Annotated in this window: 23 protein-coding genes; 10 read left to right on the top strand and 13 right to left on the bottom strand. The window is 65.3% G+C overall.

Features of this window, described 5'->3' with window-relative positions; genetic code table 11:
- Nucleotides 1-144: 144 nt before the first annotated feature.
- The 7 genes from ACN0WF_RS02270 to ACN0WF_RS02240 all read right to left on the bottom strand — a co-directional run bounded on the left by ACN0WF_RS02270 (nucleotide 145) and on the right by ACN0WF_RS02240 (nucleotide 5111).
- On the bottom strand, nucleotides 145-1302 hold the full coding sequence (locus ACN0WF_RS02270) for an anhydro-N-acetylmuramic acid kinase (RefSeq protein WP_417771141.1): 1158 nt from the start codon (nucleotides 1300-1302) through the stop codon (nucleotides 145-147).
- A 321-nt stretch (nucleotides 1303-1623) separates the two neighbouring features.
- Nucleotides 1624-2685, bottom strand: coding sequence for a DUF1624 domain-containing protein (locus tag ACN0WF_RS02265; protein ID WP_417771140.1), 1062 nt, complete (start codon nucleotides 2683-2685; stop codon nucleotides 1624-1626).
- A gap of 37 nt (nucleotides 2686-2722) precedes the next feature.
- Nucleotides 2723-3613, bottom strand: coding sequence for a DMT family transporter (locus ACN0WF_RS02260; RefSeq protein WP_417771139.1), 891 nt, complete (start codon nucleotides 3611-3613; stop codon nucleotides 2723-2725).
- A gap of 51 nt (nucleotides 3614-3664) precedes the next feature.
- Nucleotides 3665-3799: a hypothetical protein gene (locus tag ACN0WF_RS02255; protein WP_417771138.1), complete on the bottom strand. Its 135-nt coding sequence runs from the start codon at nucleotides 3797-3799 to the stop codon at nucleotides 3665-3667.
- A gap of 243 nt (nucleotides 3800-4042) precedes the next feature.
- Nucleotides 4043-4453: a DUF3775 domain-containing protein gene (locus ACN0WF_RS02250; RefSeq protein WP_417771137.1), complete on the bottom strand. Its 411-nt coding sequence runs from the start codon at nucleotides 4451-4453 to the stop codon at nucleotides 4043-4045.
- A 137-nt stretch (nucleotides 4454-4590) separates the two neighbouring features.
- Nucleotides 4591-4803 (bottom strand): hypothetical protein, encoded by a 213-nt coding sequence (locus ACN0WF_RS02245; protein ID WP_417771136.1) that lies wholly within the window; start codon nucleotides 4801-4803, stop codon nucleotides 4591-4593.
- Entirely contained in the window at nucleotides 4803-5111 is a 309-nt protein-coding gene (locus tag ACN0WF_RS02240) for a hypothetical protein (protein WP_417771135.1), read from the bottom strand. The genes ACN0WF_RS02245 and ACN0WF_RS02240 overlap by 1 nt, the downstream gene beginning before the upstream one ends.
- 253 nt (nucleotides 5112-5364) lie before the next feature.
- Here ACN0WF_RS02240 and ACN0WF_RS02235 point away from each other — a divergent pair, with 253 nt between their 5' ends.
- From ACN0WF_RS02235 to msrP, 7 genes are all read left to right on the top strand, one after another.
- Nucleotides 5365-6486 (top strand): hypothetical protein, encoded by a 1122-nt coding sequence (locus tag ACN0WF_RS02235; RefSeq protein WP_417771134.1) that lies wholly within the window; start codon nucleotides 5365-5367, stop codon nucleotides 6484-6486.
- 303 nt (nucleotides 6487-6789) lie between these two features.
- Complete coding sequence (locus tag ACN0WF_RS02230; RefSeq protein WP_417771133.1) at nucleotides 6790-7287, top strand: TadE family protein; 498 nt, start codon at nucleotides 6790-6792, stop codon at nucleotides 7285-7287.
- 21 nt (nucleotides 7288-7308) lie between these two features.
- On the top strand, nucleotides 7309-8967 hold the full coding sequence (locus ACN0WF_RS02225) for a TadG family pilus assembly protein (protein WP_417771132.1): 1659 nt from the start codon (nucleotides 7309-7311) through the stop codon (nucleotides 8965-8967).
- Nucleotides 8968-9080: 113 nt separating this feature from the next.
- Entirely contained in the window at nucleotides 9081-10280 is a 1200-nt protein-coding gene (locus ACN0WF_RS02220) for a pyridoxal phosphate-dependent aminotransferase (RefSeq protein ID WP_417771131.1), read from the top strand.
- A gap of 298 nt (nucleotides 10281-10578) precedes the next feature.
- Nucleotides 10579-12636: an elongation factor G gene (locus ACN0WF_RS02215; RefSeq protein ID WP_417771130.1), complete on the top strand. Its 2058-nt coding sequence runs from the start codon at nucleotides 10579-10581 to the stop codon at nucleotides 12634-12636.
- A gap of 143 nt (nucleotides 12637-12779) precedes the next feature.
- Nucleotides 12780-13913, top strand: coding sequence for a PQQ-dependent sugar dehydrogenase (locus ACN0WF_RS02210; RefSeq protein ID WP_417771129.1), 1134 nt, complete (start codon nucleotides 12780-12782; stop codon nucleotides 13911-13913).
- A 112-nt stretch (nucleotides 13914-14025) separates the two neighbouring features.
- On the top strand, nucleotides 14026-14988 hold the full coding sequence (gene msrP / locus ACN0WF_RS02205; protein ID WP_417771213.1) for a protein-methionine-sulfoxide reductase catalytic subunit MsrP: 963 nt from the start codon (nucleotides 14026-14028) through the stop codon (nucleotides 14986-14988).
- A gap of 582 nt (nucleotides 14989-15570) precedes the next feature.
- Here msrP and ACN0WF_RS02200 read toward each other — a convergent pair.
- The 3 genes from ACN0WF_RS02200 to ACN0WF_RS02190 are packed head-to-tail and all read right to left on the bottom strand — an operon-like array spanning nucleotide 15571 to nucleotide 18520.
- Nucleotides 15571-16461 (bottom strand): LysR family transcriptional regulator, encoded by an 891-nt coding sequence (locus tag ACN0WF_RS02200; RefSeq protein ID WP_417771128.1) that lies wholly within the window; start codon nucleotides 16459-16461, stop codon nucleotides 15571-15573.
- Nucleotides 16462-16516: 55 nt separating this feature from the next.
- A complete protein-coding gene (trxB, locus tag ACN0WF_RS02195) occupies nucleotides 16517-17482 on the bottom strand; it encodes a thioredoxin-disulfide reductase (protein WP_417771127.1) in 966 nt (321 codons plus the stop codon).
- Nucleotides 17483-17494: 12 nt separating this feature from the next.
- Nucleotides 17495-18520 carry a mitochondrial fission ELM1 family protein gene (locus ACN0WF_RS02190; RefSeq protein WP_417771126.1) on the bottom strand — a complete coding sequence of 342 codons (1026 nt, stop codon included), beginning with the start codon at nucleotides 18518-18520 and terminating at the stop codon, nucleotides 17495-17497.
- Nucleotides 18521-18678: 158 nt separating this feature from the next.
- On the opposite strand from ACN0WF_RS02190, the gene ACN0WF_RS02185 reads away from it, so the two are divergent.
- Complete coding sequence (locus ACN0WF_RS02185; protein ID WP_417771125.1) at nucleotides 18679-19155, top strand: Lrp/AsnC family transcriptional regulator; 477 nt, start codon at nucleotides 18679-18681, stop codon at nucleotides 19153-19155.
- Nucleotides 19156-19268: 113 nt separating this feature from the next.
- Here the strand turns inward: ACN0WF_RS02185 and greA are convergent, their stop codons facing one another.
- The 3 genes from greA to ACN0WF_RS02170 all read right to left on the bottom strand — a co-directional run bounded on the left by greA (nucleotide 19269) and on the right by ACN0WF_RS02170 (nucleotide 23636).
- Entirely contained in the window at nucleotides 19269-19742 is a 474-nt protein-coding gene (gene greA, locus ACN0WF_RS02180; RefSeq protein WP_417771124.1) for a transcription elongation factor GreA, read from the bottom strand.
- A gap of 117 nt (nucleotides 19743-19859) precedes the next feature.
- The gene (carB, locus tag ACN0WF_RS02175; RefSeq protein ID WP_417771123.1) at nucleotides 19860-23174 is read right to left on the bottom strand and encodes a carbamoyl-phosphate synthase large subunit; all 3315 of its coding nucleotides are present in this window, start codon (nucleotides 23172-23174) and stop codon (nucleotides 19860-19862) included.
- 141 nt (nucleotides 23175-23315) lie between these two features.
- On the bottom strand, nucleotides 23316-23636 hold the full coding sequence (locus tag ACN0WF_RS02170) for a helix-turn-helix domain-containing protein (RefSeq protein ID WP_417771212.1): 321 nt from the start codon (nucleotides 23634-23636) through the stop codon (nucleotides 23316-23318).
- Between the two features lie 331 nt (nucleotides 23637-23967).
- On the opposite strand from ACN0WF_RS02170, the gene ACN0WF_RS02165 reads away from it, so the two are divergent.
- Together ACN0WF_RS02165 and ACN0WF_RS02160 are read left to right on the top strand one after the other, a co-directional pair.
- A complete protein-coding gene (locus tag ACN0WF_RS02165; RefSeq protein WP_417771122.1) occupies nucleotides 23968-25029 on the top strand; it encodes a helix-turn-helix domain-containing protein in 1062 nt (353 codons plus the stop codon).
- 429 nt (nucleotides 25030-25458) lie between these two features.
- A complete protein-coding gene (locus ACN0WF_RS02160; protein WP_417771121.1) occupies nucleotides 25459-25914 on the top strand; it encodes a MerR family transcriptional regulator in 456 nt (151 codons plus the stop codon).
- The last annotated feature ends 1 nt before the right edge of the window (nucleotide 25915 follow it).

The raw sequence follows: 25915 nt of genomic DNA, 5'->3' as shown, positions 1-25915 counted from the left end.
GCCGCGCGGGTGGGGGGAAGCTCGCGGCTGGCGAAGTTGCTCATCGCTCTGGTCGATCCTTGTTGTCGCTTCGGGGGGCGGCGAAGATGGAGGCGCCGGGCATCTGGGCTATCTGGGCGAGCGTTGCGGGCGTCATGTGTCGCCTCAGGATGCTTTTCGCGCCGGCGGATGGCAGATCCGCCCACCGGTCGCGGGGCTGGCGACGCCCGTGGTGAGCGGAAAGCTGATTGGCAGTCCGGCGCGCACCCGCATCGCGAGAAAGGCGAAGCACTCGGCCTCGATCGCATCGCCGCGCCAGCCGACATCCTCGGCCACGGCGACATCGACGCGGGCTTCCTGGCGGATCGCCTCCAGCAGGTGCGGGTTGCGACGGCCGCCGCCGCAGATAATGACGCGGGCGGGACGACGTGGCAGCCGGTCGAGCGCCGCACCGACGGCGCCTGCGGTGAAGGCGGTCAGCGTCGCTGCTCCGTCCTCGACCGACAGACCGTCGGCCATCGCCGAGGTGAAGTCGTTGCGGTCAAGGGACTTCGGGTAGGGCGCATGGAGATAGGGATGGGTGAGGAGCCGCGCGAGGCGGTCGCGGTCGGCCCGGCCGCTGGCCGCGATTTTGCCATCCCGGTCCATGTCGCCGAGGCCGTGGGCACCGATCCAGTCGTTGAGCGGAGCATTGGCCGGGCCCGTGTCGAACGCATGCGGCAACCCGTCCTCGTCGACCCAGGTGATGTTGCCGACGCCGCCGAGATTGAGAACGGCGGTCTCCGGACCGGCGCCGATCGAGCGCAGGAGCGCGGTGTGATAGACGGGGGCGAGCGGCGCGCCCTGGCCGCCGAGCGTCATATCGTGACTGCGGAAGTCGTTGACGACGGGTATTCCGAGGCGTTCGGCCATCAACGTGCCGTTGCCGAGCTGGCGGGTGCGGCCGCAGGCGCCGCCGGTTGGTGCGCGGTGCAGCACGGTCTGTCCATGGAAGCCGACAGCGGCAATCTCGTCGTGGCCGATCCCGTGCTCTGCGAGGAAGTCGGCCACCGCTTGCGACTGGGCTTCGCTGACGCGCGCCTCCGCCTCGGCGAAGATGTCAGGCTCCGGTCCCTCGAAGTTCCACAGCGCGGCCTCCTTGAGCGTTGTCGCCAGCAGCGGCTTCAGGCCGTCGGGATAGGGGGCAAGTCTCCAGGGGCCGAAGGCAAACACGCGCTCGCCGTCGGTGCGCAGCATGGCGATGTCGATGTTGCCATCGAGGACGGTGCCGGTCATCAGGCCGATTGCCCAGTGTCCTTCGGAGGTGTGGTCAGACGTGTTCATGCGATTCTCGTTGGCTGGCGATAGGTTGGCGGCACGCGGGGACATCGCGGCGAGCAGGGGTGGGGCCGGGAAAACGCGCGGAGCGTGAGCGAGGGAGGGCTGGTCAGTGATGTCGGCACTCGGCAACCGGCAGCGGCCTTTCCGCCTGACATCCGCTTCCGCATGGTTCTGCCTCCCCCTTCGTCCCGATTGCAGCCCTGTGCGTTTTCGGTTGCGATCCTGATCCTCATCGCAACCGCGAGAACTCTAGCATGAGCGTGCCCCATCGGGGCAGGGGGAGCTGTGACCGGGATCACGTTCCCGCGATCCAGGTCCGTTGACCTAGTCGTCGGAGAGGGTCGTTGCGCGCGTGCATTGCCCGTAGGCGTTGCTGATGGCCGAGTTCAAAGTCGGGTCCTCGCTGTGTTCCAGCAGGCGGACCCAGCTCCCTTCCGAGGAGAGGGTGTCGAGCGTGCAGCGGCAGATCTCGGCGCAGTCGGGCGGCGGGACGTTGCCCTCTGCCTCCGCCTCTCCGGGCTCCAGGATGGCGCAGCTCATCTCGCATTGCTCGAGGAAGGCCGTTTCTGCCGGATCCGGAGCGACGCCGAGGGAAACGGCGGCCCACACCGCGCCGTAGAGAAGCGGCTGATGCAGGAGATAGAAGGCGAGCGAGTGCCTGCCGAAAAAGGCCGTGAGCCGTGTGCCGATGCCTCTCGCCCGCCATGTGCCAAGTCTTGCCCATGCTGGCGTGGACAGCGTGAGGCGGGCGATGGCGATGCCGGCGAGGATCGGGGCGAGCCAGGGAAACAGGGGGACGTGGTCCACCGACGGCGACGAGGTGGCGACAAGGCCCGTCCAGCCGAACCAGTCGTCTCCGGCAAAGGAGAGGCTGAGCACGCGCGGCAGCGCCAGCGCGCCGGCGGCTGCGAGAAGCGTCAGCGGCGGCGGCACGAAGACGAAGGGAAGCGTGATGAGAGAACCGGCGGCAATGGCGTGCAGGATGCCGAAGCGGACATACTGGTCGCCGAGCGCGTACCAGGTGGAGAGGCTGATCGCGCCGGCGGCAAGGGCGATGCGCCCGGCACGCAGGAGTGCCGCCTTCCAGCGGATGCCGCGCCGATGCGACAACACCAGCCCGACACCGACAAGGAAGAGGAAGGACCCGGCGATCGCGGCCGCGAAGCTGCGCCAGCCGGCTCCGCGGTCGACGGGCCAGTCGACAAGCGCGAACCAGGAAAGGTCCCAGGACAGATGGTAGACCGCCATCGCCAGCAGCGCGATGCCGCGCGCCACATCCAGCCAGTCGAGCCGGCCTGATCGGTCGGCGCGGGCACTGGCTGCGTCGTCGCCCGGGGGCGGCGGCGGCGCGCAAGGAGAAACCGCGGTGCCTGTCTCTTCGGTCATGGCGGCGGGTCTTTCCGTGTTGGGGCTCGATTCGACGTCAGGCGCGGCGCAGGCGCGCGCGGCGGGCGTCGACGAGCGGTGCGAGCTGGACGACCAGGATCGCGGCGAAGATGAGCAGGCAGCCGGCGAGGCTTGTTGGCGTCAGCCTCTCGCCGAGAAGGAGCGCGCCGAAGAGTGCGGCGAAAAGAGCCTCTGACGACAGCAGGATCGCGGCGTCGACGGAGCCCGTCCATCGTTGCCCAAGCGCCTGAAGCGTGAACCCGAGGCATCCCGAAATCACACTGGTGTAAAGAAGCTCCGGCCAGGCGCTGGCGATATCGCTCAGCGTTATCGGCTCGAGGAACAGGCCCGGCAGAAGCGCGACGAGGCCGGTCACGCCGAATTGCCATGCCGACAGCGCCAGCGGTCGGCCGCTGGTGGCGGCAAACCGGCCGATCAAGCTGACGTGCAGGGCCCAGAAGATCGCGCAGACGAGCATCAAAACATCGCCGCTGCCAAGCGTGCCGAGCGAGCCGCGACCCAGCATCCAGATGCCGGCGAGCGTCACCAGGGACGCCGGCCAGACGATGACATGCGGCCGCTCATGGAAGATCAGCGCGGCCATGACGGGTGTCAGGACAACGTAGACCGCCGTCAGGAAGCCGGCGTTGGTGACGCTTGTCGTCGTCAGGCCGACCTGCTGCAGCGTGATGCCGAGAAAGAAGATCAGTCCGAGCAGGGTGAAACGCAGGAAATGCCGGGGGGCAAGCGGCGCGGGTCCCCTTTCGCGCAGGGCGAAGGGCAGCACCACAAGGGCTGCGATGGAGAAGCGGATCCCCGTGAAGGTCAACGGCCCCAGGTGATCCATCGCGGTCGACTGGGCGACGATTGCCGATCCCCAGATGAGGGCTGCGATAAGGAGAAGGCAATTTGCGGCAAGTCGGCTCATTCAGATCGGCTATCCGAAAGCGCCGGGTGCCGCAAGCGCCATTCGGTCCGTTCAGCCGTTGGGAAAGGCGAAGCAGATCACGAAGGTCAGGGCAAGTGTCGCCGAGGTGACCCAGAGGGCTGTCGGCCAGGGAGAGACCCTGCGTACGGAAAGGGTGTCTGCGTCAGTCCGGTTGGTGAAGCTCATGCGCACTCTCCGCCGTTTGCCACGCACGAAAAGTTAAGTGTTTTGGTTAACGAAGAGTAAAGAGGCGAATTGCGCGCCTGTCGGGTTATTCAGATATTTTGCAACTCGCTGTGGATTTCCAAGCCTTTTCAGTCACGAACCGCGCGACACTGCGGTCGCGCGGTTCGTGACTGAAAAGGTAAACGGGCGGGCGGGTCCATGACCCTCGCCCGCCCGCGTCCCGATCATTTTTGACTGCCGGGGTCAAAGCTCGAGCGCGTCGAGTCCTGCTTCCAGGTGATCCGCCATCAGCGGCATGCCGAGCAGATACTTGGCGGTCGAGCCGACGGCGCGCTCGCGCGCCTCGTTCACAGCCTGCTGGAAATCCTCCGCGTCGAAATCGCCGCGACCGATCCACAGCAAGGCGACGAGCTCTGCGGCCTCGTCGACGTTGAGGTCCTCGATCAGCTCACGCAGCTCCTCTTCGCTGAGATTTTCGGTCTCTTCCTCGGCGAGCCCGTCGTGGGCGTGGCTGTCGGTGAGCGTGTCCTCGTCGAACTCAACCTCGTGGTCGTTGCCGTCCTCGAAGCTGTCTTCGAGGGCTCCCGAGACCGCACGCGCCTTCTGGATCAGCATCCGGATCGTGTCCGGTGATAGGCTGAGATCGACCGCCATATTCCAAGCTCCCTGTCGGGGTGGAGAGGACGGATCCTGTCCTCCCGCATCGTTCCCCGATGTTTCGCGCGTTTTCGCGTGCTTCGCAATGGCGGGTGGGGGAGGTGTGGACGGAACGCGGCGGGCGGTTGCCTCGATCAGCGGCTCTGCGGGGGAGTTTCCGTCGCGGCTTGCTCGGCCGGGGCGATCCGCTTTAGCGTATGGGCGAGCGGTCCGCCAAACATCGTCAGAGACAGCGCGAACAGGAGGCCGAGGGCAACCGCCAGCCCGAGCATCGCCGCGGCGCTTTCCTCGCTGCCGCGTTCGCCGCGCGTCGAGGGGCGGGAGGGGAGGGAAAGGGCACGGGGCATCAGTAGAAACCTCTGTCGTGGCGCTTGCCGCGTTCGGCTCCGTCCTTCAGGCCCTGCACCATGTGGCGGGCCAGCATCGACAGCAGCAGCAGCATCGAGCCGAAGGCGAGCGCGAGAACGCCCATCGTCCAGTCGTCGGCAGCGGTCGCGCCGGCGGCCCGTGCGCTGGAGGCAATGAAGATCGCCGGCAGGGCGCCAATGGCGACGACCAGGGCAGCGCGCATTGGAACGGCAAGCCTGCGCCAGCGGCGCGGCTTGGCGGTGCCGGAGAGAACGGACTTGCGCGGGGAGGAACTGGGGGAACGCATCTGACTGCTCCGCGTTTCGCTTTTGGTCGATGCGTTGAAGGTGACGGGCGAAAGGGGCTTCGCAAGGTCGCCAATCGGGCGCTTCCTGTGTCATTTGTAGGCGGATTGAAGGCAGATCATGGCGCTCCCGCCACATACATTTCCACATTCTTACCGGCCCCTTTACCGATTGGCAGGAGCTTTCGCCCATGATCCTTGGCATAAGTGAGCGCCTGGCGCGACGGTGCCGTCGGGAGCCTAAGTCGGAAGATTGATGATGGAATCCTTGGAGAAGCCGGAGCCGCAGGCGAGCCCTGAAGCGGACCGTGGCCCGCGCCAGCCCGCGGGAGCGCCCGGTGCCGCCGACGCGGCCCTTTCGCTCGCCGGTCTCGGCTTCTTCATGGTTGATATCCAGGCCAAGCGGATCGTCTGGCTGGAATCTCAGACGCTTGATTTCGCCGCGCGCGCCGGTCTCAACGAGGCGCCACTTTCGAGCGCATTGCGCCTTCTCGCCCAAAACGACCAGAAGCAGATTCTGGGCCTCATCCAGCAGGCCGTGAAATACGGTGCATCCGGTCCGGCCGAGCTTGGCGGCGGCGAGGTCGGCACCGGGCTGACGTTGTCGGCCATGCGCTACCAGGCCGAGGGCGGGCGCACGTTTATCGTTGCCGTTGCCGACAGCGAGCAGGAGGAGGAGGGGACCGGCTCGGCCGTGCGCGGTGTCGCGCCGCTCATCCGCCATCTGGTCGAGAGCAGCGAGAAGGCCGTTCTCGTCGTCGATAGCTTCGGTTACCTGCGCTACGCCAATGATGCGCTGGTGTCGCTGTTCCACATAGCCGATGCCTCATTGTGCGTTGGCCGCAACATCGCCCACATCCCCAACCGCGTCGGCAAGACGCTGACGTCCGTCGTGCTGACGACACTGGCCAGACGGGCGCCGATGGAGGGGAACAAGCGGTTCTTCCTGTCCTCGGGCGACTCGATGACGCTGACGTTCTCGATCGTTCCGTTCCGGGTGTCCTCCGGACTCGGCGGCGTCGTTTTCTCGGCGGAAAAGGTCACCTCCAGTGCGGTTGATTTCATGCAGGTGTTCAACTGCGTGAACGCGCCGACGCTTGTGGTCGACGTGAAGACCCGCATGACCGTCGCGGTCAATGCCGCGGCGCGCAAGACCTTCGCCATCAGCGAGCAGCTGATGGAATCGGCGCCGATCACCGAGACTATGCTGCATCCGAAGACGTTCATGACCCTGCTCGATCACGCCCGCAAGGGGGCGACGACGCCAGTTCAGGCGACGGTCAGCGGCTTCGACGGCGTGTCGCGCAGCAAGCGGCTGCGCGTGACGCTGATGGAAACCGGCTCCGCGCATTATCTCCTCATCGAAAGCAAGCACTAAGCCGGGCACCGCCTGGGGGTGATGCTTAAGGCTCCCGTCTCCGGTCGCCCCGACCGGACGCCTTCGCGCGTGCCGAGTCTCCAGAGGCTCTGCCCGAGAGCAGCGGTACTTGCTGTTTTTTGAAAAAAACTTCTCCGAGCGCCGCGTGTGCAGCGGGAGGCGAAGTATTTGAATTTCAATTGACTGGTGCGATGTCGGGAAAATGCAATCACATGTAGCAATTCCGACTTACCCAGGGTTGGTGGAATATTCACTTTCTCTTCATTTTTCGAGCGTGGAATTGCCGTAGGGGAAAATATTTACATGCTGGTTTTTCGATTTTTCGAACCGGCGACAGGCGGGAGGGAACTTCAATGTTGGGAGTTCGACATGACAAGAAAAGAAGATCGAGTTTTCCTCGAAAGCCAATCCGGCGCGGCTGCTGTTGAGTTCGCAATCGTCGTCCCGGTTTTTCTTCTCATCATGCTGGGCATCCTGGCCTACGGAATTTACTTCGGCGCGGCGCACAGCGTCGCGCAGATCGCGGCGGATGCGGCGCGCGCCTCGGTTGCGGGATTGTCCGATGCGGAGCGCGAACGGATCGTGCGTACGCATATCGCGGCAAGTGCGGGGTCCTATGCCCTCATCGACGGCGCCAAGGTGGCCGTGGACGCTGGCCCTCTTCCTGGAAATGCACGTCAGTTTCGCGTCGTCGTGACCTATCACGCCGGCGACCTTCCGATCTGGCAGATGCGGCCGATGCTTCCCTTGCCGAGCGAAACGATCCAGCGCGTCGCCATCGTTTCGCGTGGCGGCTACTGAGTGCGGGCGAGGGAGCGTGTCATGGGATTGTCTCTTCGCCGCCGCCTGCGTGATTTCGGCCGTGATACCTCCGGAACCATTGCCCTCATGGCGGGCTTCTTCTTCCTGCTCATGATCGGGGTGACCGCCCTGGCCATCGACGTCGGTTCGCTCTACTTCGAGCGCCGTGTCCTGCAGGGCGGGGCCGATCTTGCGGCCATCGCCGGAGCAGGCGACATCGCGCGGGCCGAGGAACGGGTCGAGGCGACGCTCGCGGCAAATCAGGTCCTGGCCGATTATGAGGTCGTGCGGGGCAATTACGTCGCGGATCCGGATGTGGAGCCCGATCAGCGCTTCACAGCGGGGCGTCTGCCCTACAATGCGGTGCGCGTGAACCTCAGTCAGCCGGGCAAGATCTTCTTCGCCCGCGTGTTCGACGCCCAGCAACCTGAGATCAGTGTCACCGCCGTGGCCGCCAGCGCGGAACTGGCCTCGTTCAGCATCGGCAGCAGGCTCGCGTCCTTGAAGGGCGGTGTCGCGAACCAGTTGCTGGGCGCGCTGGTCGGCGGGTCCGTAAACCTGTCGGTGATGGACTACCGGGCGCTGGCCGATGTCGACCTGCGGATCGCCGAGGCCCTTCAGGGACTGTCGACGAGTGGGGCGGTCACCGCCGGAACCTATGGTGAGGTGCTGTCCGGTTCCGTCACGGTCGGCGAACTGATGAAGGTGCTTGCCGACATCTCCGCCGCGCAGGGCGATGCCGCCGCCTCCGTTGCGTTGCGCAGGCTGGGCCAGGCGGCCGGGTCCGGCATTTCCGTGCCGCTTTCGTTTCTCGTCGACGCTGGCCCCTTCGCCGAGCTTGCCATCGGCGACCCGGCGGAAGGTTTTGACCTTTCGGCATCCGCGCTTGATCTCGTTTCCGCATCCACGGTTCTCGCCAACGGAGGGCGGCAGGTGGAGCTTAACCTGTCGATCGCCATTCCCGGGCTTTCCAGCGTCAAGGCAGTCGTTGCCATCGGTGAGCCGATGCAGGGAACATCGATGATGGCTGTTGGTCAGCGCGACACCAGCGTCTCGACAGCACAAACGCGCCTGCGTCTCGTCGCCCAGATCGGTGGCAAGGGGCTGTTTTCGACAATCTCGCTCAAGCTGCCGCTCTATCTCGACCTGGCACACGCGCGCGCCTCGCTGGACAGGATCGCCTGCCTGCCGGGCGGTGGCGTGGCGGTCAGGATCGCGGCCAGGCCGGGGATCGCCGACCTTTGGATCGGAGAGATCGATACGGCGACGATGGCGGATTTTTCGGTTTTTCCCCCTGTTTCCAAAGCCGACATCGCAGTGCTGCCGCTCATTCGCGTTCGCGGTATTGCCCATGTGGAAGCCGGCAGCGTGCAGGAGAAGATCCTGTCGTTCTCGCGTGCAGACATCGGCCGCACGCCGGGCAAGAGCGTCAGCACCACGACGATCTTGCAGTCGGTGGTCTCTTCTCTGCTCGGCGATCTGGACCTCGATGTCCGGCTTCTCGGCCTGGGGCTGACGGAAGCGAATGTCGCGGCCGGTCTCGTTAACACGCTCGAGGGGGTGGCGGTGCCGCTCGATGCGGTGGTGAATTCGCTTCTCTCGACGCTTGGCCTACATTTGGGCGAGGCGGATATCCGTCTGCACGCGGTGCGGTGTGACGGGGGCGTTCTGGCCGGCTGAACGCCGTCCGACGGGGCTGAGCGGCGAGATCCACCCTTGCACGCTTCCGCCGCCGGCAGTAGGGTCCGCGCTTGCACATCCTACCGCCCATCGGGCCTCATCGGGAGATCATCATGGCCTTCATCGCCGACGCGCTTGCGCGCGTCAAACCGTCCGCGACCATTGCCGTTACCAACAAGGCACGGGAGCTGAAAGCGGCGGGTCGCGACGTTATCGGACTTGGAGCCGGAGAACCGGACTTCGACACGCCGGCGAACATCAAGACGGCGGCGATCAACGCGATCAATGAAGGCAAGACGAAATACACGGCCGTCGATGGCATTCCCGAGCTGAAGCAGGCGATCGTCGCCAAGTTCAAGCGCGAGAATGGCCTGTCCTACGAGGCCGGTCAGGTCACCGTCGGCACCGGCGGCAAGCAGGTGCTCTACAACGCGCTGGTCGCGACGCTGAACCCGGGCGACGAGGTCATCGTGCCGACACCCTACTGGGTGAGCTATCCGGACATGGTTCTGCTCGCAGGCGGCAGCCCGGTCATCGTCGACGCCGACCAGCAGACCTTCAAGGTCGCGCCGGAGGCCATCGAGGCGGCGATCACGCCGAAGACCAAGTGGATCATCTTCAACTCGCCATCGAACCCGTCGGGCGCCGCCTACACGCGCGCCGAGCTCAAGGCGATCACCGATGTGCTCATGCGTCATCCCCATGTCTGGGTGATGACCGATGACATGTACGAGCACCTGGTCTACGACGATTTCGAGTTCACCACGCCGGCCCAGGTGGAGCCCGGTCTTTATGACCGCACGCTGACGGTCAACGGTGTTTCCAAGGCCTATGCCATGACCGGCTGGCGCATCGGCTACGCGGCCGGTCCGGCCGAGCTCATCAAGGCGATGGCGAAGATCCAGTCGCAGTCCACGTCGAACCCCTGTTCCATCGCACAGTGGGCGGCGGTCGAGGCTTTGACCGGACCGCAGGACTTCATCCCGAAGAACAACGAGGTGTTCAAGGGCCGTCGCGATCTCGTCGTCTCGATGCTGAACCAGGCCAAGGGCATCACCTGCCCGGTGCCGGAAGGCGCGTTCTACGTGTTCCCCTCCTGCGCCGGCACGATCGGCAAGACGGCGCCGTCCGGCAAGGTCATCGAGAGCGACGAGGATTTCGTCACGGAGCTGCTCGAGACCGAAGGCGTGGCGGTGGTTCAGGGCTCGGCCTTCGGTCTTGGCCCGAACTTCCGGATCTCCTACGCCACTTCGACCGAGGCGCTCGAGGAAGCCTGCACGCGCATCCAGCGCTTCTGCGGCAACCTCAAGTAGGACAGCGCGGCGCTTTCCCGCTCTCGCGGGCGTGCCGCATCTCATTGTGATCGGGGCCGGTCGGCATTGCGTCGCCGGCCCTTTTCTTTTCGCGCGACAGCCACCCCGTCCCCTTCCTTCGATGTTGCGCCGCAGTATCGGTTTCCCTTGCGTTTCCTGCCGTTTCGGCGACGATGAATGTCCGCCCGCGGTCCGGCGGGCGGCGGTACCGGTATGCGGACTTGCCGGTCAGGACCGCACCGGTTCCTTCGACAACCACGAGGCTTGCATGGCGGGCCGGGGAGAAGGAGACGCGATCATGGGCGGAAAAGGCGAACAAGGCGGCAGAGAGGTCGGGCCCCGGTGCATCGGGATCGTCGGTCCCTTCGGCAGTGGCAAGACCACGCTGTTGGAGGCTGTTCTCGCGCGCACCGGGGCCATTGCCAGACAGGGGAGTGTTCCTGCCGGCACCAGTGTCGGTGACGGCGCGCCAGAGGCGCGCGCCCATACGATGAGCGTCGAGGTCAATGTCGCCTCGACGGACTATCTCGGCGACAACTTCACTTTCCTCGATTGCCCCGGCGCGGTGGACTTCCTCGCCGAGAGCCTCGGCGTTCTTGCCGGCGTCGATCTCGCCATCGTCGTTGCCGAGGCGGACGAGAAGAAGGTCCCGGCCTTGCAGGTGATCCTCAAGGAGCTTGAAGACCGCAACATCCCGCGCATTCTCTTCCTCAACAAGATCGATAGGTCCGCGGCGCGCATGCGTGACGTTCTGGCGATGCTGCAGCCGGCCTCGGCGGTGCCGCTGGTTCTGCGCGAGATCCCGATCTGGCGGGATGGAACGGCGGTTGGCTATGTCGACCTGGCGCTGGAGCGGGCCCATGTATTTCGCGAGAATGCGGAAAGCGAGGTGATCGATATTCCCGACGATGCGAAGGCGCGGGAGATGGAAGCGCGCTTCTCGATGCTGGAAACGCTCGCCGATCATGACGACGACCTCATGGAAGCCCTTCTGGAGGACGAGAAGCCACGCACCGATCATGTCTTCGCCGATCTTTCCGGGGAGATGCGCAAAGGCTTCATCGTGCCGGTGTTCTTCGGCTCGGCCGAACGCGGCAACGGTATCGGCAGGCTGCTGAAGGCCCTGCGCCACGAGGCGCCCGGCATCGCCGTGACCCGGGCGCGGCTTGGGCTCGTCGCCGGCGACACGGCGATCGTGCAGATCCTCAAGACCGTGCACACGGCCCACGCCGGCAAGCTCTCGCTCGCCCGCCTGCTCAGCGGGCGTCTCGGTGATGCGGACACCGTGTGCCGCGAGGACGGCGGTGAGGCGCGTATCTCCGGCTTTTACCGGGTCACCGGCCAGCAGGCCGCCAAGCGGGGCCCTGCTGTGGCCGGCGAGACTGTCGGCCTTGGCAAGCTCGACAAGGTTCTGACCGGGGAGACGCTGAGCGCGACTGGATCGGTTGTGCAACTTGCTCCCCTCGTCCCGCCGGCCCCGGTCATGGGGCTTGCGGTCTCGCCGAGTGAGCGGCGCGACGAGGTCAAGCTTTCGGCCGCGCTTGCCCGGCTTGGCGAGGAGGATCCGAGCCTGGTGATCACCCACCAGCAGGACAGCGCCCAGACGCTTCTCGAGGGGCAGGGCGAAATGCACCTGAGGGTGGCGCTCGAGCGGCTTGCGGGCAAATACGGCCTGTCGGTGAATACCGAAACGCCTGCCATCCCCTACCGGGAAACCATCCGCACGGGCACCAGCGTGCGTGCGCGGCACAAGAAGCAGTCCGGAGGTCACGGCCAGTTCGGCGACGTGGCGCTCGATATCCGTCCGCTGCCGCGTGGCGAGGGGCTCGTATTTGCCGATACGATCACCGGTGGTGTCGTGCCCAAGCAGTACATCCCTTCCGTTCGCTCCGGTGTGGAGGAGGCGCTTGCCCAGGGGACGCTCGGCTTTCCGGTGGTCGATCTCGCCGTCACGCTCACCGACGGCTCGTTCCATAGTGTCGATTCCTCGGACCAGGCGTTCCGCATGGCGGCGATCCAGGCCCTTCGCGAGGGACTTCCGAATTGTCAGCCGGTGCTGCTCGAGCCGGTCCTGATTGTCACGATAAGCTGCCCGAGCGAGGCAACCGCGCGGATCAACGCCATCGTTTCCAGCCGGCGCGGACAGTTGCTCGGCTTCGATGCGCGCCCGGGATGGTCCGGGTGGGACGAGGTGAGCTGCCTGTTGCCGGAAACGGAGATGGAAGGGCTCATCATCGAGTTGCGCTCGGCGACAGCCGGTGTTGCCACTTTCACTTCGCGCTTCGACCATCTGGCCGAACTCACGGGGAAGGCGGCCGATCAGGTTCTTGCCCGCCACGGCCGGCGCGCCGCCTGAGAGACGCGCCACGCCAGACTGCCCTGCGGTTCGCGGCGCTCGCGGTCGCAGGGCTCCGGGGCCGCTGCCGACTGGATCCGCGGCAGATCCCGCCTACATGACGAACTGGGCGTGGCGGCGAAAACCTGGAGGCTCTCTTGTCCGTGCGATTTCTTCTTCTTGCAACGGCCCTGGCGGTGCCCGTCGCCGTCACAGCGGTGCGGGCCGAGCCGCTCGCGCATGCGACCGATCTGACACGGATCGTCGTGACGCCGGTCGTCTCGGGGCTCTCCTATCCGTGGGGCTTCGACTTTCTTCCCGACGGCTCGATCCTCGTCAACGAGATCGAGGGGCGCATGATCCTGGTGCCGGCGGATGGTACGGAGCGGATCACTGTTTCCGGAGTGCCCGAGGTTCGGGCGGCGGGCCAGGGCGGCCTGCTTGATCTCGTGGTCGCGGGCGACTTCGCCGAGAGTGGCACTGTCTATTTCACCTTTTCCGAACCGGGCGCGGCAGGCGCGGGAACGGCCGCGGCGCGCGCGCGCCTTGTGCGTGCGAATGGTGACGCGCGGCTGGAGGATGTTACCGTCATCGCCCGCATGGCGAAGAAGACCGGTTCCGGCCGTCATTACGGCTCGCGTGTGGTTCCCGCACCGGACGGCACTGTCTTCGTCACGCTCGGCGACCGGGGCGAGGCGGATCGGGCGCAGGACCCGTTCGATCATGCCGGCTCGGTCCTGCGCGTCACGGCCGATGGAGGTGTTCCCGCGGACAATCCCTTTGCCGACGGCAAGGCGGCGCTGCCGGAGATCTGGTCTGTGGGCCACCGCAATGTGCAAGGCGCGGCCATCGAGCCTGGCACCGGCCTGCTGTGGACGGTCGAGCATGGTGCGCGCGGGGGCGACGAGATCAATCGGCCGGAAGCCGGGAAAAACTACGGCTGGCCCATCGTTTCCTACGGGCGGCACTACTCCGGCCTTCCCATCGGCATCGGTACGCAGGCGGAAGGCTACGAGCCGCCCCTCTATCACTGGGATCCCTCCATCGCCCCCTCGGGTATGGCCTTTTACACGGGAGACGCGGTTCCGGTGTGGTCCGGCGATCTCTTCGTCGGCGCGCTCAAGGACCAGCTCATCTCGCGGCTCGAGGTTGTTGGCGGCAAGGTCGTCAGCGAGGAGCGGATCCTGCAGGGCGACTATGGCCGCATCCGCACCCTGCGCAATGCGCCTGACGGCGGGCTCTGGTTCTCGACCGACGAGGAGGAGGGTGGAATTTACCGGATCAAAGGGGCGATGTAGGTCTGATGCGCGGCGGCTTCACCTCGGCTTGATTTGCACGCGAGCAGTTGTCGGCGTTACTCAGGCCTTGCGGTGTTCGCAACCGGCGGCGCCAGGAGGCATGGAGAGCATGATGAACATCATCCGCAAGCGGAGCTGGGAAATGCCGGAGCGCCTGGCGACACCGGAGGCGGCGTTCCTGAATAGGCGTGCCTTTCTCGCCGGTGCCGCGGGAGCCGGGGCGATCTTGTCCGGCGTCGCCATGCCCCGACCCGCCTTTGCCGAGGGGGACCCTAGCGCGGGTCTCTATCCGGCTGCCCGCAACGATGCCTATGTGATCGAGCGGGAGATTACGCCCGAGCGGCTTACATCCCGCTACAACAATTTCTACGAGTTCGGCTCCCACAAGCAGATCGCTTCTGCGGCTCAGGCATTGAAGATCCGTCCCTGGGAAGTCCGCATCGACGGTCTTTGCGACAACCCGCAGACCATTGCCATCGACGACCTGCTGAAGAAGATGAAGCTGGAAGAACGCCTCTACCGCCACCGCTGCGTCGAGGCCTGGTCTATGGCCGTGCCCTGGACCGGATTTCCGCTGGCCGATCTCGTAAGCCTCGCTGGCCCCAAGGCAGGTGCGAAGTATCTCCGCATGGAGACCTTTCTTGATCCGGACGTGGCCAGCGGCCAGCGTGCGGACTGGTATCCCTGGCCCTATGTCGAAGGACTGACGCTCGCCGAGGCGACGAACGAACTCGCCTTCATGGTGACGGGTGTCTACGGCAAGCCGTTGGCCAAGCAGTATGGCGCGCCCCTGCGTCTCGCCGTGCCGTGGAAGTACGGCTTCAAGTCGATCAAGTCGATCGTCCGCTTCTCCTTCACGGAAGAGCGCCCGCAGAGCTTCTGGGAGCAGATAGCGGCCTCGGAATACGGGTTCTGGGCCAACGTCAATCCGCAGGTACCGCATCCGCGCTGGAGCCAGGCGCGCGAGCAGCTTCTCGCGACCGGCGAGCATGTGCCGACCCGCCTCTTCAACGGCTACGGCGAGCAGGTGGCTGGCCTCTACAAGGGGCTGGAGGGTGAGAACCTCTACATGTGACCGCACGCTCGCGCTGCAAGCAAAACACGACCACGGCAGAGACGTCCGGCACCGAAAGGGCCGGGCGTTTCGTCTTTTTGAGGGGGAGTTCAAGTCTTTCCCTGGCGGGCAAAAAAAATGCCGGGTCCGAAGACCCGGCAGTTATTCGATTATGCCACCTAAGTGGCGCAATCACCTTCCAGAGGGGAACAGCTGGTCGCATCAGACGTCGCTGGGAGGAGATAGCGACGAAGCAGACCAACAGCCTGCTGCTTATATGCAGTGCACAACCCGCCTACGCAAGAGGCAGTGTTGCAGATCAGCTATGCAAAAAGCGTTGATCGGCTGCCGGGGGCGGGCAGCGGCCGGCGTCGGAGGGCACTTGTGCCCTTCCCGTGATCGTATTTCTGGTCAGAAAGTCCGCATTTGCCTGCGTTCTGGACAGGTGGAGTGGCGCTCGCAATGCCAGCCATGACGCGAAACTGTGCGGGTGGGGAGTCGGGCCGCGCCCGAGAGATGCGTGCCCCTCCGCCGCGCGGGCCGGCGCGGGAGAGGGGACATTATGCCGCAGTGCGGGAGAAAATGGTGCCGCTGGGCGCCGGATCAGAAGGTCCAGCGTTCTGCCTTGGAGAGCAGGAAGTCGCGAAAGGCCGTGACGCGGGCGGTGTTCTTCAGCTCAGAGGGATAGACGAAGTAGGTGTCGAAGCTCGGAACCTCCGCCTCCGGCATGAGCTGCACGAGGCCGGAGCCTTCCTCGTTGATATAGTCTGGCAGCATGGCGATGCCGATGCCACGCTCGACCGCGCGGCGGATGGCCACCACGTTGTTTATCCGCAGCACGCAGCGGCGGATCTCGCCTTGCGGGAGACCGGCGGTCTCCATCCAGTTCATGTCGCGCAGATAGGCCGGCGCGTGCTCGCCGAAGGTGACAAGGCGGTGGTTGTCGAGGTCGGCGACCGACTTAGGGGCTCCGAACCTCTGGATGTAGGCGGGCGAGGCATAAAGGTGGAAGTGCACGGTGAACAGCTTGCGCTGGATCAGGTCCGGCTGCGTCGGCTTGCGCAGGCGGATCGCCACATCGGCCTCGCGCATGCCGAGATCGAGTTCGTCGTCATCGAAGATCAGCCGGAGTTCCATCTCCGGGTAGAGGTCGATGAACTCGTTGAGCCGCTTGGTCAGCCACGTCGAGCCGAGGCCGACGGTGGTGGTGATCCTGAGCGTCCCGCTCGGCTTCTCGCGGCTGTCGGTGAGGCGGGTCTGCACCGACTCCAGCTTCATGAAGACTTCGCGCGCGGTGCGGTACAGCACTTCGCCCTGCTCCGTCAGCAGCAGACCGCGCGCATGGCGGTGGAAGAGGGGGATCTTGAGGTCGTGCTCGAGCGCGCTCACCTGTCGGCTCACGGCCGACTGGCTCATGTTGAGCACGTCTCCTGCATGGGTGAAGCTGCCGGCCTGCGCGGCCGCGTGAAAGATGCGCAGTTTATCCCAATCCAACGGCACGATGTGTCCAGCCCGTGTTCTTGTGGTTCAGCCCTCTGGGGCTCCCAGGCTATTCTGCTGCGACAGCGTCGGCAACGTCCAGTTCCGCAAGGTAGCGTTCGGCCTCCAGCGCGGCCATGCAACCCATGCCGGCCGCTGTCACGGCCTGGCGGTATGTCTCGTCGGTGACATCGCCGGCGGCAAAGACGCCGGGGATTGATGTGACCGTGCTGTCGGGCGCGGTCCAGATGTAGCCGGACGGCTTCATCTTCAGCTGTTCCTTGAACAATTCGGCCGCCGGCGCATGCCCGATGGCAACGAAGAACCCGTCAGCGGCAATGTCGCGGGTCTCGCCGGTCTTGACGTCGCGCACGCGCGCGCCGGTAACCGCCTTGGGCGTGCCGCCGCCCAGCACCGCCTCGACGACACTGTCCCAGACGACCTCGATCTTGGTATTGCGCTGCAGTCGTTCCTGCAAAATGCGCTCGGCGCGGAACGAATCGCGGCGATGGACGATTGTGACCTTGGAGGCAAGATTGGCGAGATAGAGCGCTTCTTCCACGGCGGTGTTGCCGCCGCCGACGACGATCACTTCCTTGCCGCGGTAGAAGAAGCCATCGCAGGTCGCGCAGGCCGAGACGCCGGCGCCCATGAATTCCTGCTCCGTCGGGATGCCGAGCCACCTTGCCTGTGCGCCGGTGGCGATCACCAGCGCATCGCAGGTGTGAACGGTGCCGCTGTCACCGGTCAGGCGGAACGGGCGGACGGAAAGATCGGCGGAGAGGATCGTGTCGTAGATGATCTGCGTGCCGACGTTCTCTGCCTGCTTGCGCATCTCCTCCATCAGCCAGGGGCCCTGGATCGGATCGGCGAAGCCTGGATAGTTCTCCACCTCCGTGGTGATGGTGAGCTGTCCGCCGGGCTGGATGCCGGTCACGAGCACCGGCTCGAGCATGGCGCGCGCCGCATAGACGGCGGCGGTATACCCGGCGGGACCGGATCCGACGATCAGGAGCTTGTGGTGCTGCTCGGCCATGGGCGTGTTCCTTCAGCTTTCCGCCCGCGCGCTTGCTTCGGCGAGCTGGGCGCGGTGTGCGGAATATCTCCAGCGGATCGCGGCCGCGATCCGGGGGGTTGCATCGATTGGCTCGTAGGTAGTCGTTTTAAGTGGGCCGGGGAAGGGGTGGACATGCCCGAGGCGGACCAATCCCGAAAGAAATTGCTCGAACTTGCGGTGTCCGCCGGAAGGACGGAACACATGCACGGGCCGCCCGGTGGCGAGCGCCTCGCCGACCATGTTGGCGGAGTCCGCCGTTACGACGATCGCGTCTGCATTCGCCAGGAAGGCAACGAGCGGATTGTCGCCGGTGCCATCCCAAAGGAGGTGGCCCGGGGCATCGGCGAGTGGCTGCAGCATCCGGTGCAGCGAGTCCGGCGTGCGGCGCGAGGCGGTGGCCATGAAATGGCATCCCTGCGCGTCGAGCCGCTTCAGCCCCTCGACGAACCGCGAGATGTCCATGTCGTTGAAGCGGTAGTGACGGCTGTCGCCGCCCACGAGAACCGCGACGCGCGGATGGGGGAGGGCAGCGATATCCGCCGGCGGGTTGGCGCGCGCGGCCGCGAGGCGGGCCTGCGAGAACCGGTGCGGCCCGGTCGCCGTGACCAGGACATTGTCGCCGCGCAAGGGGTCGTGGTCCGCCACCCAGATGAGGTCGGCCGCTGTCGTTCCCGCGCGCGGGTCCTTCAGGAAGACGGTAAACGTACGCCCGCCGCTGTCGCGTTTGATGCGGCGCAGGTAGGCGACGGCCCGCCGTCCGGAGGCGATGGCAATGTCGGGGAATGGGCCCGCGATCGGGCTGGCTGGATTCTCGGGCGCGTCGCGCGGGTCGATGTCGCCGCGCGGCATCAGCCAGCTCCAGGGCGCGCGCGGGTGCACACGGCGCAGGTCGGCCGAAAGTCCGAGCGCCTCGGCAACACCGATGCACTGGGTTTCATCGCCGGCCTTGCCGTCGGTGACGATCCAGGCGCTGGCGCCCGAAAGATCGTCTTCGCTTGTCGTATATTTCCCGATCATGCCGTTTGTTGTCACACTATTGCACAACTGCGCAAAAAACCTTAAGGGGCGTATCCTAGAACAGACGCTCGCGGCGGTGCGAGTCGGAATGTCGGGCGCCCCGGTCGCGCCGCTCCGATCCCGCGGCTGTGTGCCAGTGATTGGCGAAGGAGACCAGTGTGAAAATCCGTCTGGATGCGATTGATTGGCATATCCTGCAGGAGCTGCAGAACGACGGGCGTATCACCAATGTCGAGCTTGCCCGCCGCGTCGGCATTTCGGCTCCTCCGTGCCTGCGGCGTGTCAGGGCGCTGGAGGAGGCCGGGCTCATTCTCGGCTACCGCACGCTGCTCGATGAGAAGCAGCTCGGCTACGACGTTACCGCCTTCGCCATGGTCGGGCTGCACAGCCAGACCGAGGCCGATCTGCTGGCCTTCGAGGAGAAGGTTCAGTCCTGGTCGCAGGTGCGCGAGAGCTACATGCTCTCTGGTGAGGTCGACTTCCTGCTGAAGTGCGTGGTTCCCGACCTGCAGAGCTTCCAGAACTTCATCATCCGCGATCTGACCGCCGCCCCCAATGTCGACAGCGTACGAACCGCCCTCACCATCCGCCAGACCAAGAACGAACCCGTCGTGCCCATGCGCGACGTGGGGTGAGTGTCTGTCCGCCCGCTTCTGCCGGTCGTCCATTCGCACAAAAAAGGCGCCGCTTCCAACCGGGAGCAGCGCCTTTTTTCAAATGCGATCCGCCTGAGAGCGGCAGCCCGGTCTCAGCCGAACTTGACCTTCATGATCTCGTAGGCCCGCGCGCCACCCGGCGCCGTGACCTCGACGCTGTCGCCGACAGCCTTGCCGATCAGCGCGCGCGCGATGGGCGAGGAGATCGAGATGCGGCCAAGCTTCACGTCGGCCTCGACATCGCCGACGATCATGTACTTCTTCTCTTCGTCGGTGTCTTCGTCGACCAGCGTCACCGTGGCCCCGAACTTCACCGTGTCCCCGGACAGTTTGGCGACGTCGATCACCTCCGCGCGGCCGAGCTTGTCCTCGAGTTCGCTGATGCGACCCTCGTTCAGGCTCTGCTGCTCCTTGGCGGCATGATATTCGGCGTTTTCCGACAGGTCGCCATGGGCGCGCGCCTCGGAGATGGCCTGAATGATGCGCGGACGCTCTTCGGAGGTACGCTGCTTCAGTTCCTTCTCGAGCATGGCATAGCCAGCGCTTGTCATCGGAACTTTTTCCATAGGTCTTCGACCCCTTCATCTCGAATGCCGGCAGCCGGACACGCATGTCTTCGGGTGCTCGGGTAACAAGACACACGTCCGGCCGGGGATTTCCCGGCCGGTACGCTCAAAAATCGGTCAGGCCTCTGCGAAGTAGGCCTGCAGCGGAAACACTTCAAGATTGCCCGAGGCGTAAGCCTCGATGCCCTTCGCGGCGGCAATAGCCCCTGCCAAGGTCGTGTAGTAGGGAACCTTGTGCAAAAGGGCCGCCCGGCGGAGCGAGCGGCTGTCGGAGAGTGCCTGTGCGCCTTCAGTCGTGTTGAAGACGAGCTGCACTTCTCCATTCTTGATAGCATCAACGATGTGGGGACGCCCTTCAAGCACCTTGTTGACCTTGTCGCAGGAAATCCCCCGCTCCTCAAGGAATGCCTGCGTGCCATGGGTGGCGATGATCCGGAAACCGGCCTTCGCCAGGCGCTGGATCGGGTCGAGCGCGCGCTCCTTGTCCTGGTCGCGCACGGACACGAACACGGTGCCGCTGGTGGGAACACCCGTGCCCGAGCCGAGCTGCGACTTGGCGAAGGCGACCTCGAACGAGCCGTTGAGCCCCATGACCTCGCCGGTGGAGCGCATTTCCGGGCCGAGGATCGTGTCGACGCCCTGGAAGCGCGCGAAGGGGAACACGGCTTCCTTCACGGCGACATGGTTGAGCTTGCGCGTCTGGAGGCCGAAGCTTGCCAGCGGCTCGCCGGCCATGATGCGCGAGGCGATCTTGGCGATCGGCTGGCCGATGGTCTTGGCGACGAACGGTACGGTGCGCGAGGCGCGCGGGTTGACCTCCAGGACATAGATCTCGCCGTTCCTGATCGCGAACTGAACGTTCATCAGGCCACCGACTTCAAGTGCGCGGGCGAGCACCTCGGTCTGGCGGGTGAGTTCTGCGACCATCTCGTCGGAGAGCGAATAGGGCGGCAGCGAGCACGCGCTGTCGCCCGAATGGATACCCGCTTCCTCGATGTGCTCCATGATGCCGCAGACGAAGACGTCCTTGCCATCGGCAAGCGCGTCGACGTCGACCTCGATGGCCCCGTCAAGATAGCGGTCGAACAGCAGCGGGTTCTTGCCAAGCACGGTGTTGATCTGGCCGGTCTTGTCGTTCGGGTACTTGGCCCGGACCTCGGCCGGCACCAGCTCCGGCAGCGTGCCGAGCAGATAGGCGTTGAGCGCCTCCTCGTCCCGGATGATCTGCATGGCGCGGCCGCCGAGCACGTAGGAGGGGCGCACGACCAGCGGCAGGCCCAGCTCGGCCACGATGAGCCGGCTCTGCTCGACCGAATAGGCGATGCCGTTCTGCGGCTGCTTCAGACCCTGGCGCTGCAGCAGCTTCTGGAAGCGGTCGCGGTCCTCGGCCAGGTCGAGCATGTCAGGGGCGGTGCCCAGGATCGGCACGTCGGCCTCGACCAGAGCCTGGGCGAGCTTGAGCGGGGTCTGTCCGCCGAACTGCACGATGACGCCATGCAGCGTGCCCTTCGTCCGTTCGGTGCGGATGATTTCCAGCACGTCTTCTGCGGTCAGCGGTTCGAAATAGAGCCGGTCGGAGGTGTCGTAGTCGGTGGACACGGTCTCCGGGTTGCAGTTGATCATGATGGTTTCGAAGCCGACCTCCTGCAGCGCGAAGGCCGCATGGCAGCAGCAATAGTCGAACTCGATGCCCTGGCCGATCCGGTTCGGACCGCCGCCGAGAATGACGACCTTCTTGCGCTCGCTCGGCTGTGCCTCGTCGGCGAGCTTGCCGGCGAAGGGGACCTCGTAGGACGAGTACATGTAGGCGGTCGGCGAGGCGAATTCCGCCGCGCAGGTGTCGATGCGCTTGTAGACCGGGTGCACGTCGAGGCGGGCACGCAGCTGTGCTACGTCACGCTCCTCGCTCCGGGCCAGAGAGGCGAGGCGCGCGTCGGAAAAGCCCATCCCCTTCAGCCGGCGCAGGGCGTCGGCGTTTTGCGGCAGGCCGTGAGCGCGGATCTTTTCTTCCGTCTCGACGATTGTCTGGATCTGGCGCAGGAACCAGGGGTCCATCTGGCAGGAGCGGTGCACCTCTGCAAGGTCCGCGCCGAGGCGGAAGGCCTGGGCCACCTTGAGCAGCCGGTCCGGCGTCGGCGAGGCGAGGGCGGCGCGGATCGCGTTCTTGTCGTCGTTCTGCCCGAGGCCGGGGATCTCGACCTCGTCGAGGCCGGTCAGGCCGGTCTCGAGACCGCGCAGCGCCTTCTGCAGGCTCTCGGCGAAGGTGCGGCCGATGGCCATGACCTCGCCGACCGACTTCATCGCGGTCGTCAGGGTCGGCTCGGCGCCCGGGAACTTCTCGAAGGCGAAACGAGGGATCTTGGTGACGACATAGTCGATCGACGGCTCGAAGGAGGCCGGCGTCGCGCCGCCGGTGATGTCGTTCTCCAGTTCATCGAGCGTGTAGCCGACCGCAAGCTTCGCCGCGATCTTGGCGATCGGGAAGCCGGTCGCCTTGGAGGCGAGCGCTGAGGAGCGCGACACGCGCGGGTTCATCTCGATGACAATCAGCCGGCCGTTCTCGGGATTGACCGCGAACTGCACGTTGGAGCCGCCGGTCTCGACGCCGATCTCGCGCAGCACCGCCAGCGAGGCGTCGCGCATGATCTGGTATTCCTTGTCGGTCAGCGTCAGCGCCGGGGCGACGGTGATCGAATCGCCGGTATGCACGCCCATCGGATCGATGTTCTCGATGGAGCAGATGATGATGCAGTTGTCCGCCTTGTCGCGGACGACCTCCATCTCGTACTCCTTCCAGCCGATGACCGATTCCTCGACCAGCACCTCGGTCGTCGGCGAGGCGTCGAGGCCGCGCTCGATGATGTCGAGATATTCCTCGCGGTTGTAGGCGATGCCGCCGCCGGTGCCGCCGAGCGTGAAGGACGGGCGGATGATCGCCGGCAGGCCGATGTCGTCGAGTGCATCGAGCGCCTCGGACAGGGAGTGGGCGAGGCGCGAACGCGGCGTCTCGAGCCCGATCTTCTCCATCGTCTGGCGGAACAGCTCGCGGTCCTCGGCCTTGTCGATCGCCTCCGCGGTGGCGCCGATCATCTGCACGCCGTACTTCTCCAGCACGCCCATCTTGCGCAGGGAAAGCGCGCAGTTCAGCGCTGTCTGGCCACCCATCGTCGGCAGCAGCGCATCGGGGCGCTCCTTCTCGATGATCTTGGCGACGATCTCCGGCGTGATCGGCTCGATGTAGGTGGCGTCGGCGAGATCCGGATCGGTCATGATCGTCGCCGGGTTCGAGTTCACCAGAATCACCCGGTAGCCTTCTTCGCGCAGGGCCTTGCAGGCCTGGGTGCCGGAATAGTCGAACTCGCAGGCCTGACCGATGATGATCGGGCCGGCGCCGATGATCAGAATGGAGGAGATATCTGTGCGTTTGGGCATGAAGGGCTCGCGAGGATGCACCACGACCTGCACTGGGTGCCGGGCGGGTGAGGCTTCTGGTTCTTGCAAAGTGTTCGGCTGAGCGCGCCTTATAGGGAAAAATGGCGTCGGGCGAAACCCCATCCGGGGCAGTCAGGCGGCCTATTCGTCTCCAGGCGCGGCATCGGCACCCGGGTCGGCCGTATCGCCCGCCTGCGCGCGCAGGGCGCGGTGCCCGTCGAAGTCGGCGATGCCGATGCTGATCGCGTAGCAGGCAAGCCTTACGGAGCGGGGGATCTCGACCGGTCGTCCGTTGCGATCGCCCTTCTCGTAGTACTGAATCATCCGCTTCTTGAGGCCCAGGCGCTCGGCCGCGTCCTTCTGCTTCAGTCCGAGGGACTTGCGCCATTCCCGGAAGAGCTCCGGGGACATCGTGTCGCCGCGCGGACCAGATCCGCCAGCGTCGAGCAGGTGCGTGGGCATGGTCACGATCGGTCTCCCCCCGGGCTTGTTCGCAGCGGCAACACGCAAAAAGTGCGCGCCCTTGTTTCAGCCCTCGGGCAGGCTTTGTCAAATCCTGCCGGCGCGGTGAAACGGTGGCGGCCAAGTGGCAGTGCGCGCGAGAGCCGCCCGCCGCCGTGAAAGATGGTAAATGGCGCTGGGCGCTGCGACATCCGCTGTTCCAGCCATGCGGAAGGGATAGCCCTCGGGCATCGGTCCTGATAAATTGGACAGTGACATGCCACTTTGCAGGGGCCTTCTGCCCTGACCTCCTCATGCGGATCCTCGCCGCAGCTTCGACGGACTGAATTCCATGCTTGCGAGAACCGGCGTTCTGGCGTCGACGGACACATTGCTCATTCACGGGCGCGCCCGTGTAGGTCTCGCGGAATATTGCGAGCAGCGCGGCGTGCCGTTCGATCTGGTCCTGCAGCAGAGCGGGGCGGACGGCGTGTGCGAGACGGCTCCGCTGGTCGGTCATGTGAGCCTGCGCGATCACGCGCGCTCACTGGAGATCGCGAGCCGCTTCGCAGGGGATGACTGCTTCGGGCTCGGCTGGACGCGCGACCAGGGGCCGGGTGCCGACGACACGGTCTCGCTCGCCTTGCGCTATGCGCCGGACTTCCTGTCCGCCGTCGACTTCATGGGACGCTTTCTTCACCTGCTGTGCGATTTCTCGGAGGTCTTCGCGCAGTGCGAGGACGACTGCGCGACGTTGAGTTTCTCGCTGTCGCCGGAACTGGTTTGCCGCGACCAGGTGACCGACCGGATCGCCAGCAAGGCCTATCGTCGGCTGATGAGCGCCGGGGGCGAGGGCGTGGAGCTGCTTGAAGCGGTGATCGCGCGCTCGCGCCCCGCGGATGCCAGCGTTCACGAGGCCTTCTTCGGGGGCGCGGTGCGGTTCTCTACCGGCGGCAATCGTCTCGTCTTCCGCGTGCCGAAGGACAAGGCGCCGAACCCGCGCCGGGACGACGACCTGTTCGCGGCGATGTGCGAGTTGAACCGGCGGCGGCTGGAGGACCGGCGGCGGCTGGAGGATTTCACCGCTCTCGTGTGCGATGCCATCGGTGAGCGGATTTCGCGGCCGGACCTGACCGTGGCTGATGTGGCGCGCGGTCTGGCGATGAGCACGCGCGGCCTTCAGCGCCGACTGGCGGAGCGGAACCTGACATTCCACAGTCTGCACGAAAGCGTCCGTCTTCGCATGGCGGCCGACTATCTTGCGCTGTCCGACCTGCCCATGTCCGAGATCTCCTATCGGCTGGGATTTGCCGCCGTCGGCAATTTCTCCCGTGCCGCCCGCCGTTGGTTCGGCTGCCCGCCGACCGAGTGGCGGCAGGCCCATTCGGGCGTCGGGCGCAGCGGATGTTCGTGATCCTTCTCGCGCGGACGGGGCGCGAGCCTTGCGGCCCAAAGGGTGGGTCAAGGCCCCGAGGCGGTTTCCTTTAGGGTTCAAGTAATAAGTAATCGTGTAAAAATTAATAATCCGGAAACGATGTCTTTGGGGTTTGCCTCTCCGCGTGCCCGCCATCGGGAGTTGCCTTAAAGACTTCTGGCCTGAACGCCGTTTTGGCATCTGTCCACAACGCCGAACGCGGCGGCAGGTGGAACGGCGTTCCTTGACTTCTTGTTCTGGTTGTCGTGCGGGCGTGCGAAATGTGCATTTATGTGACGAATTGTGTTTTGGGATAAATTTTTGGCGCGTTATGCGAAGGTGTCTTCTAGGTGATAATGCCATAGTCGGGGTTGACGTGCGCCCGTCGGGGGACAGAGCGCACTTTGATCGGGAATGACGGACACTGAAATGACGGAACTGTCTAGAAGCTCAGTCTTCGGGCCGGACCTTGCCGGGCCGATTGATTCCGATGATCCGAATGCCGCAAAGCTGTCGATCGCCGAAATGTCGGAGACGTTCGGCGTGACGCTGCGTGCGCTTCGGTTCTACGAGGAAAAGGCTCTGCTCCAGCCGGAGCGCAAGGGAGCCCGCCGTTTCTATGGCACGCGTGACGTGGGGCGCATGCGTGTCATTCTCCAGGCCAAGCGCCTGGGCATGACGCTGGTCGAGATCCGCGAGATCATTGCGTTGCTCGAGGGCCGCACGGGCCGTATCGGGCAGCTCAAGGAGCTTCGCGAGATGTGCTCCAAGCAGGAAGACCTGCTGAAGGAGCAGTTCGCCCAGATCGAGGATCAGGTGCAGGAGATGAGCGGCGTTCTCAAGGCGCTTGAAGGTCTCATCTCTGCAAATGACGGCAAGGCCTGAA

This window comes from Stappia sp., assembly GCF_048268045.1.
GTDB lineage: Bacteria > Pseudomonadota > Alphaproteobacteria > Rhizobiales > Stappiaceae > Stappia.
The sequence above is the reverse complement of the archived record's forward strand: the minus strand, read 5'-3'. Positions and strand labels throughout refer to the sequence as shown.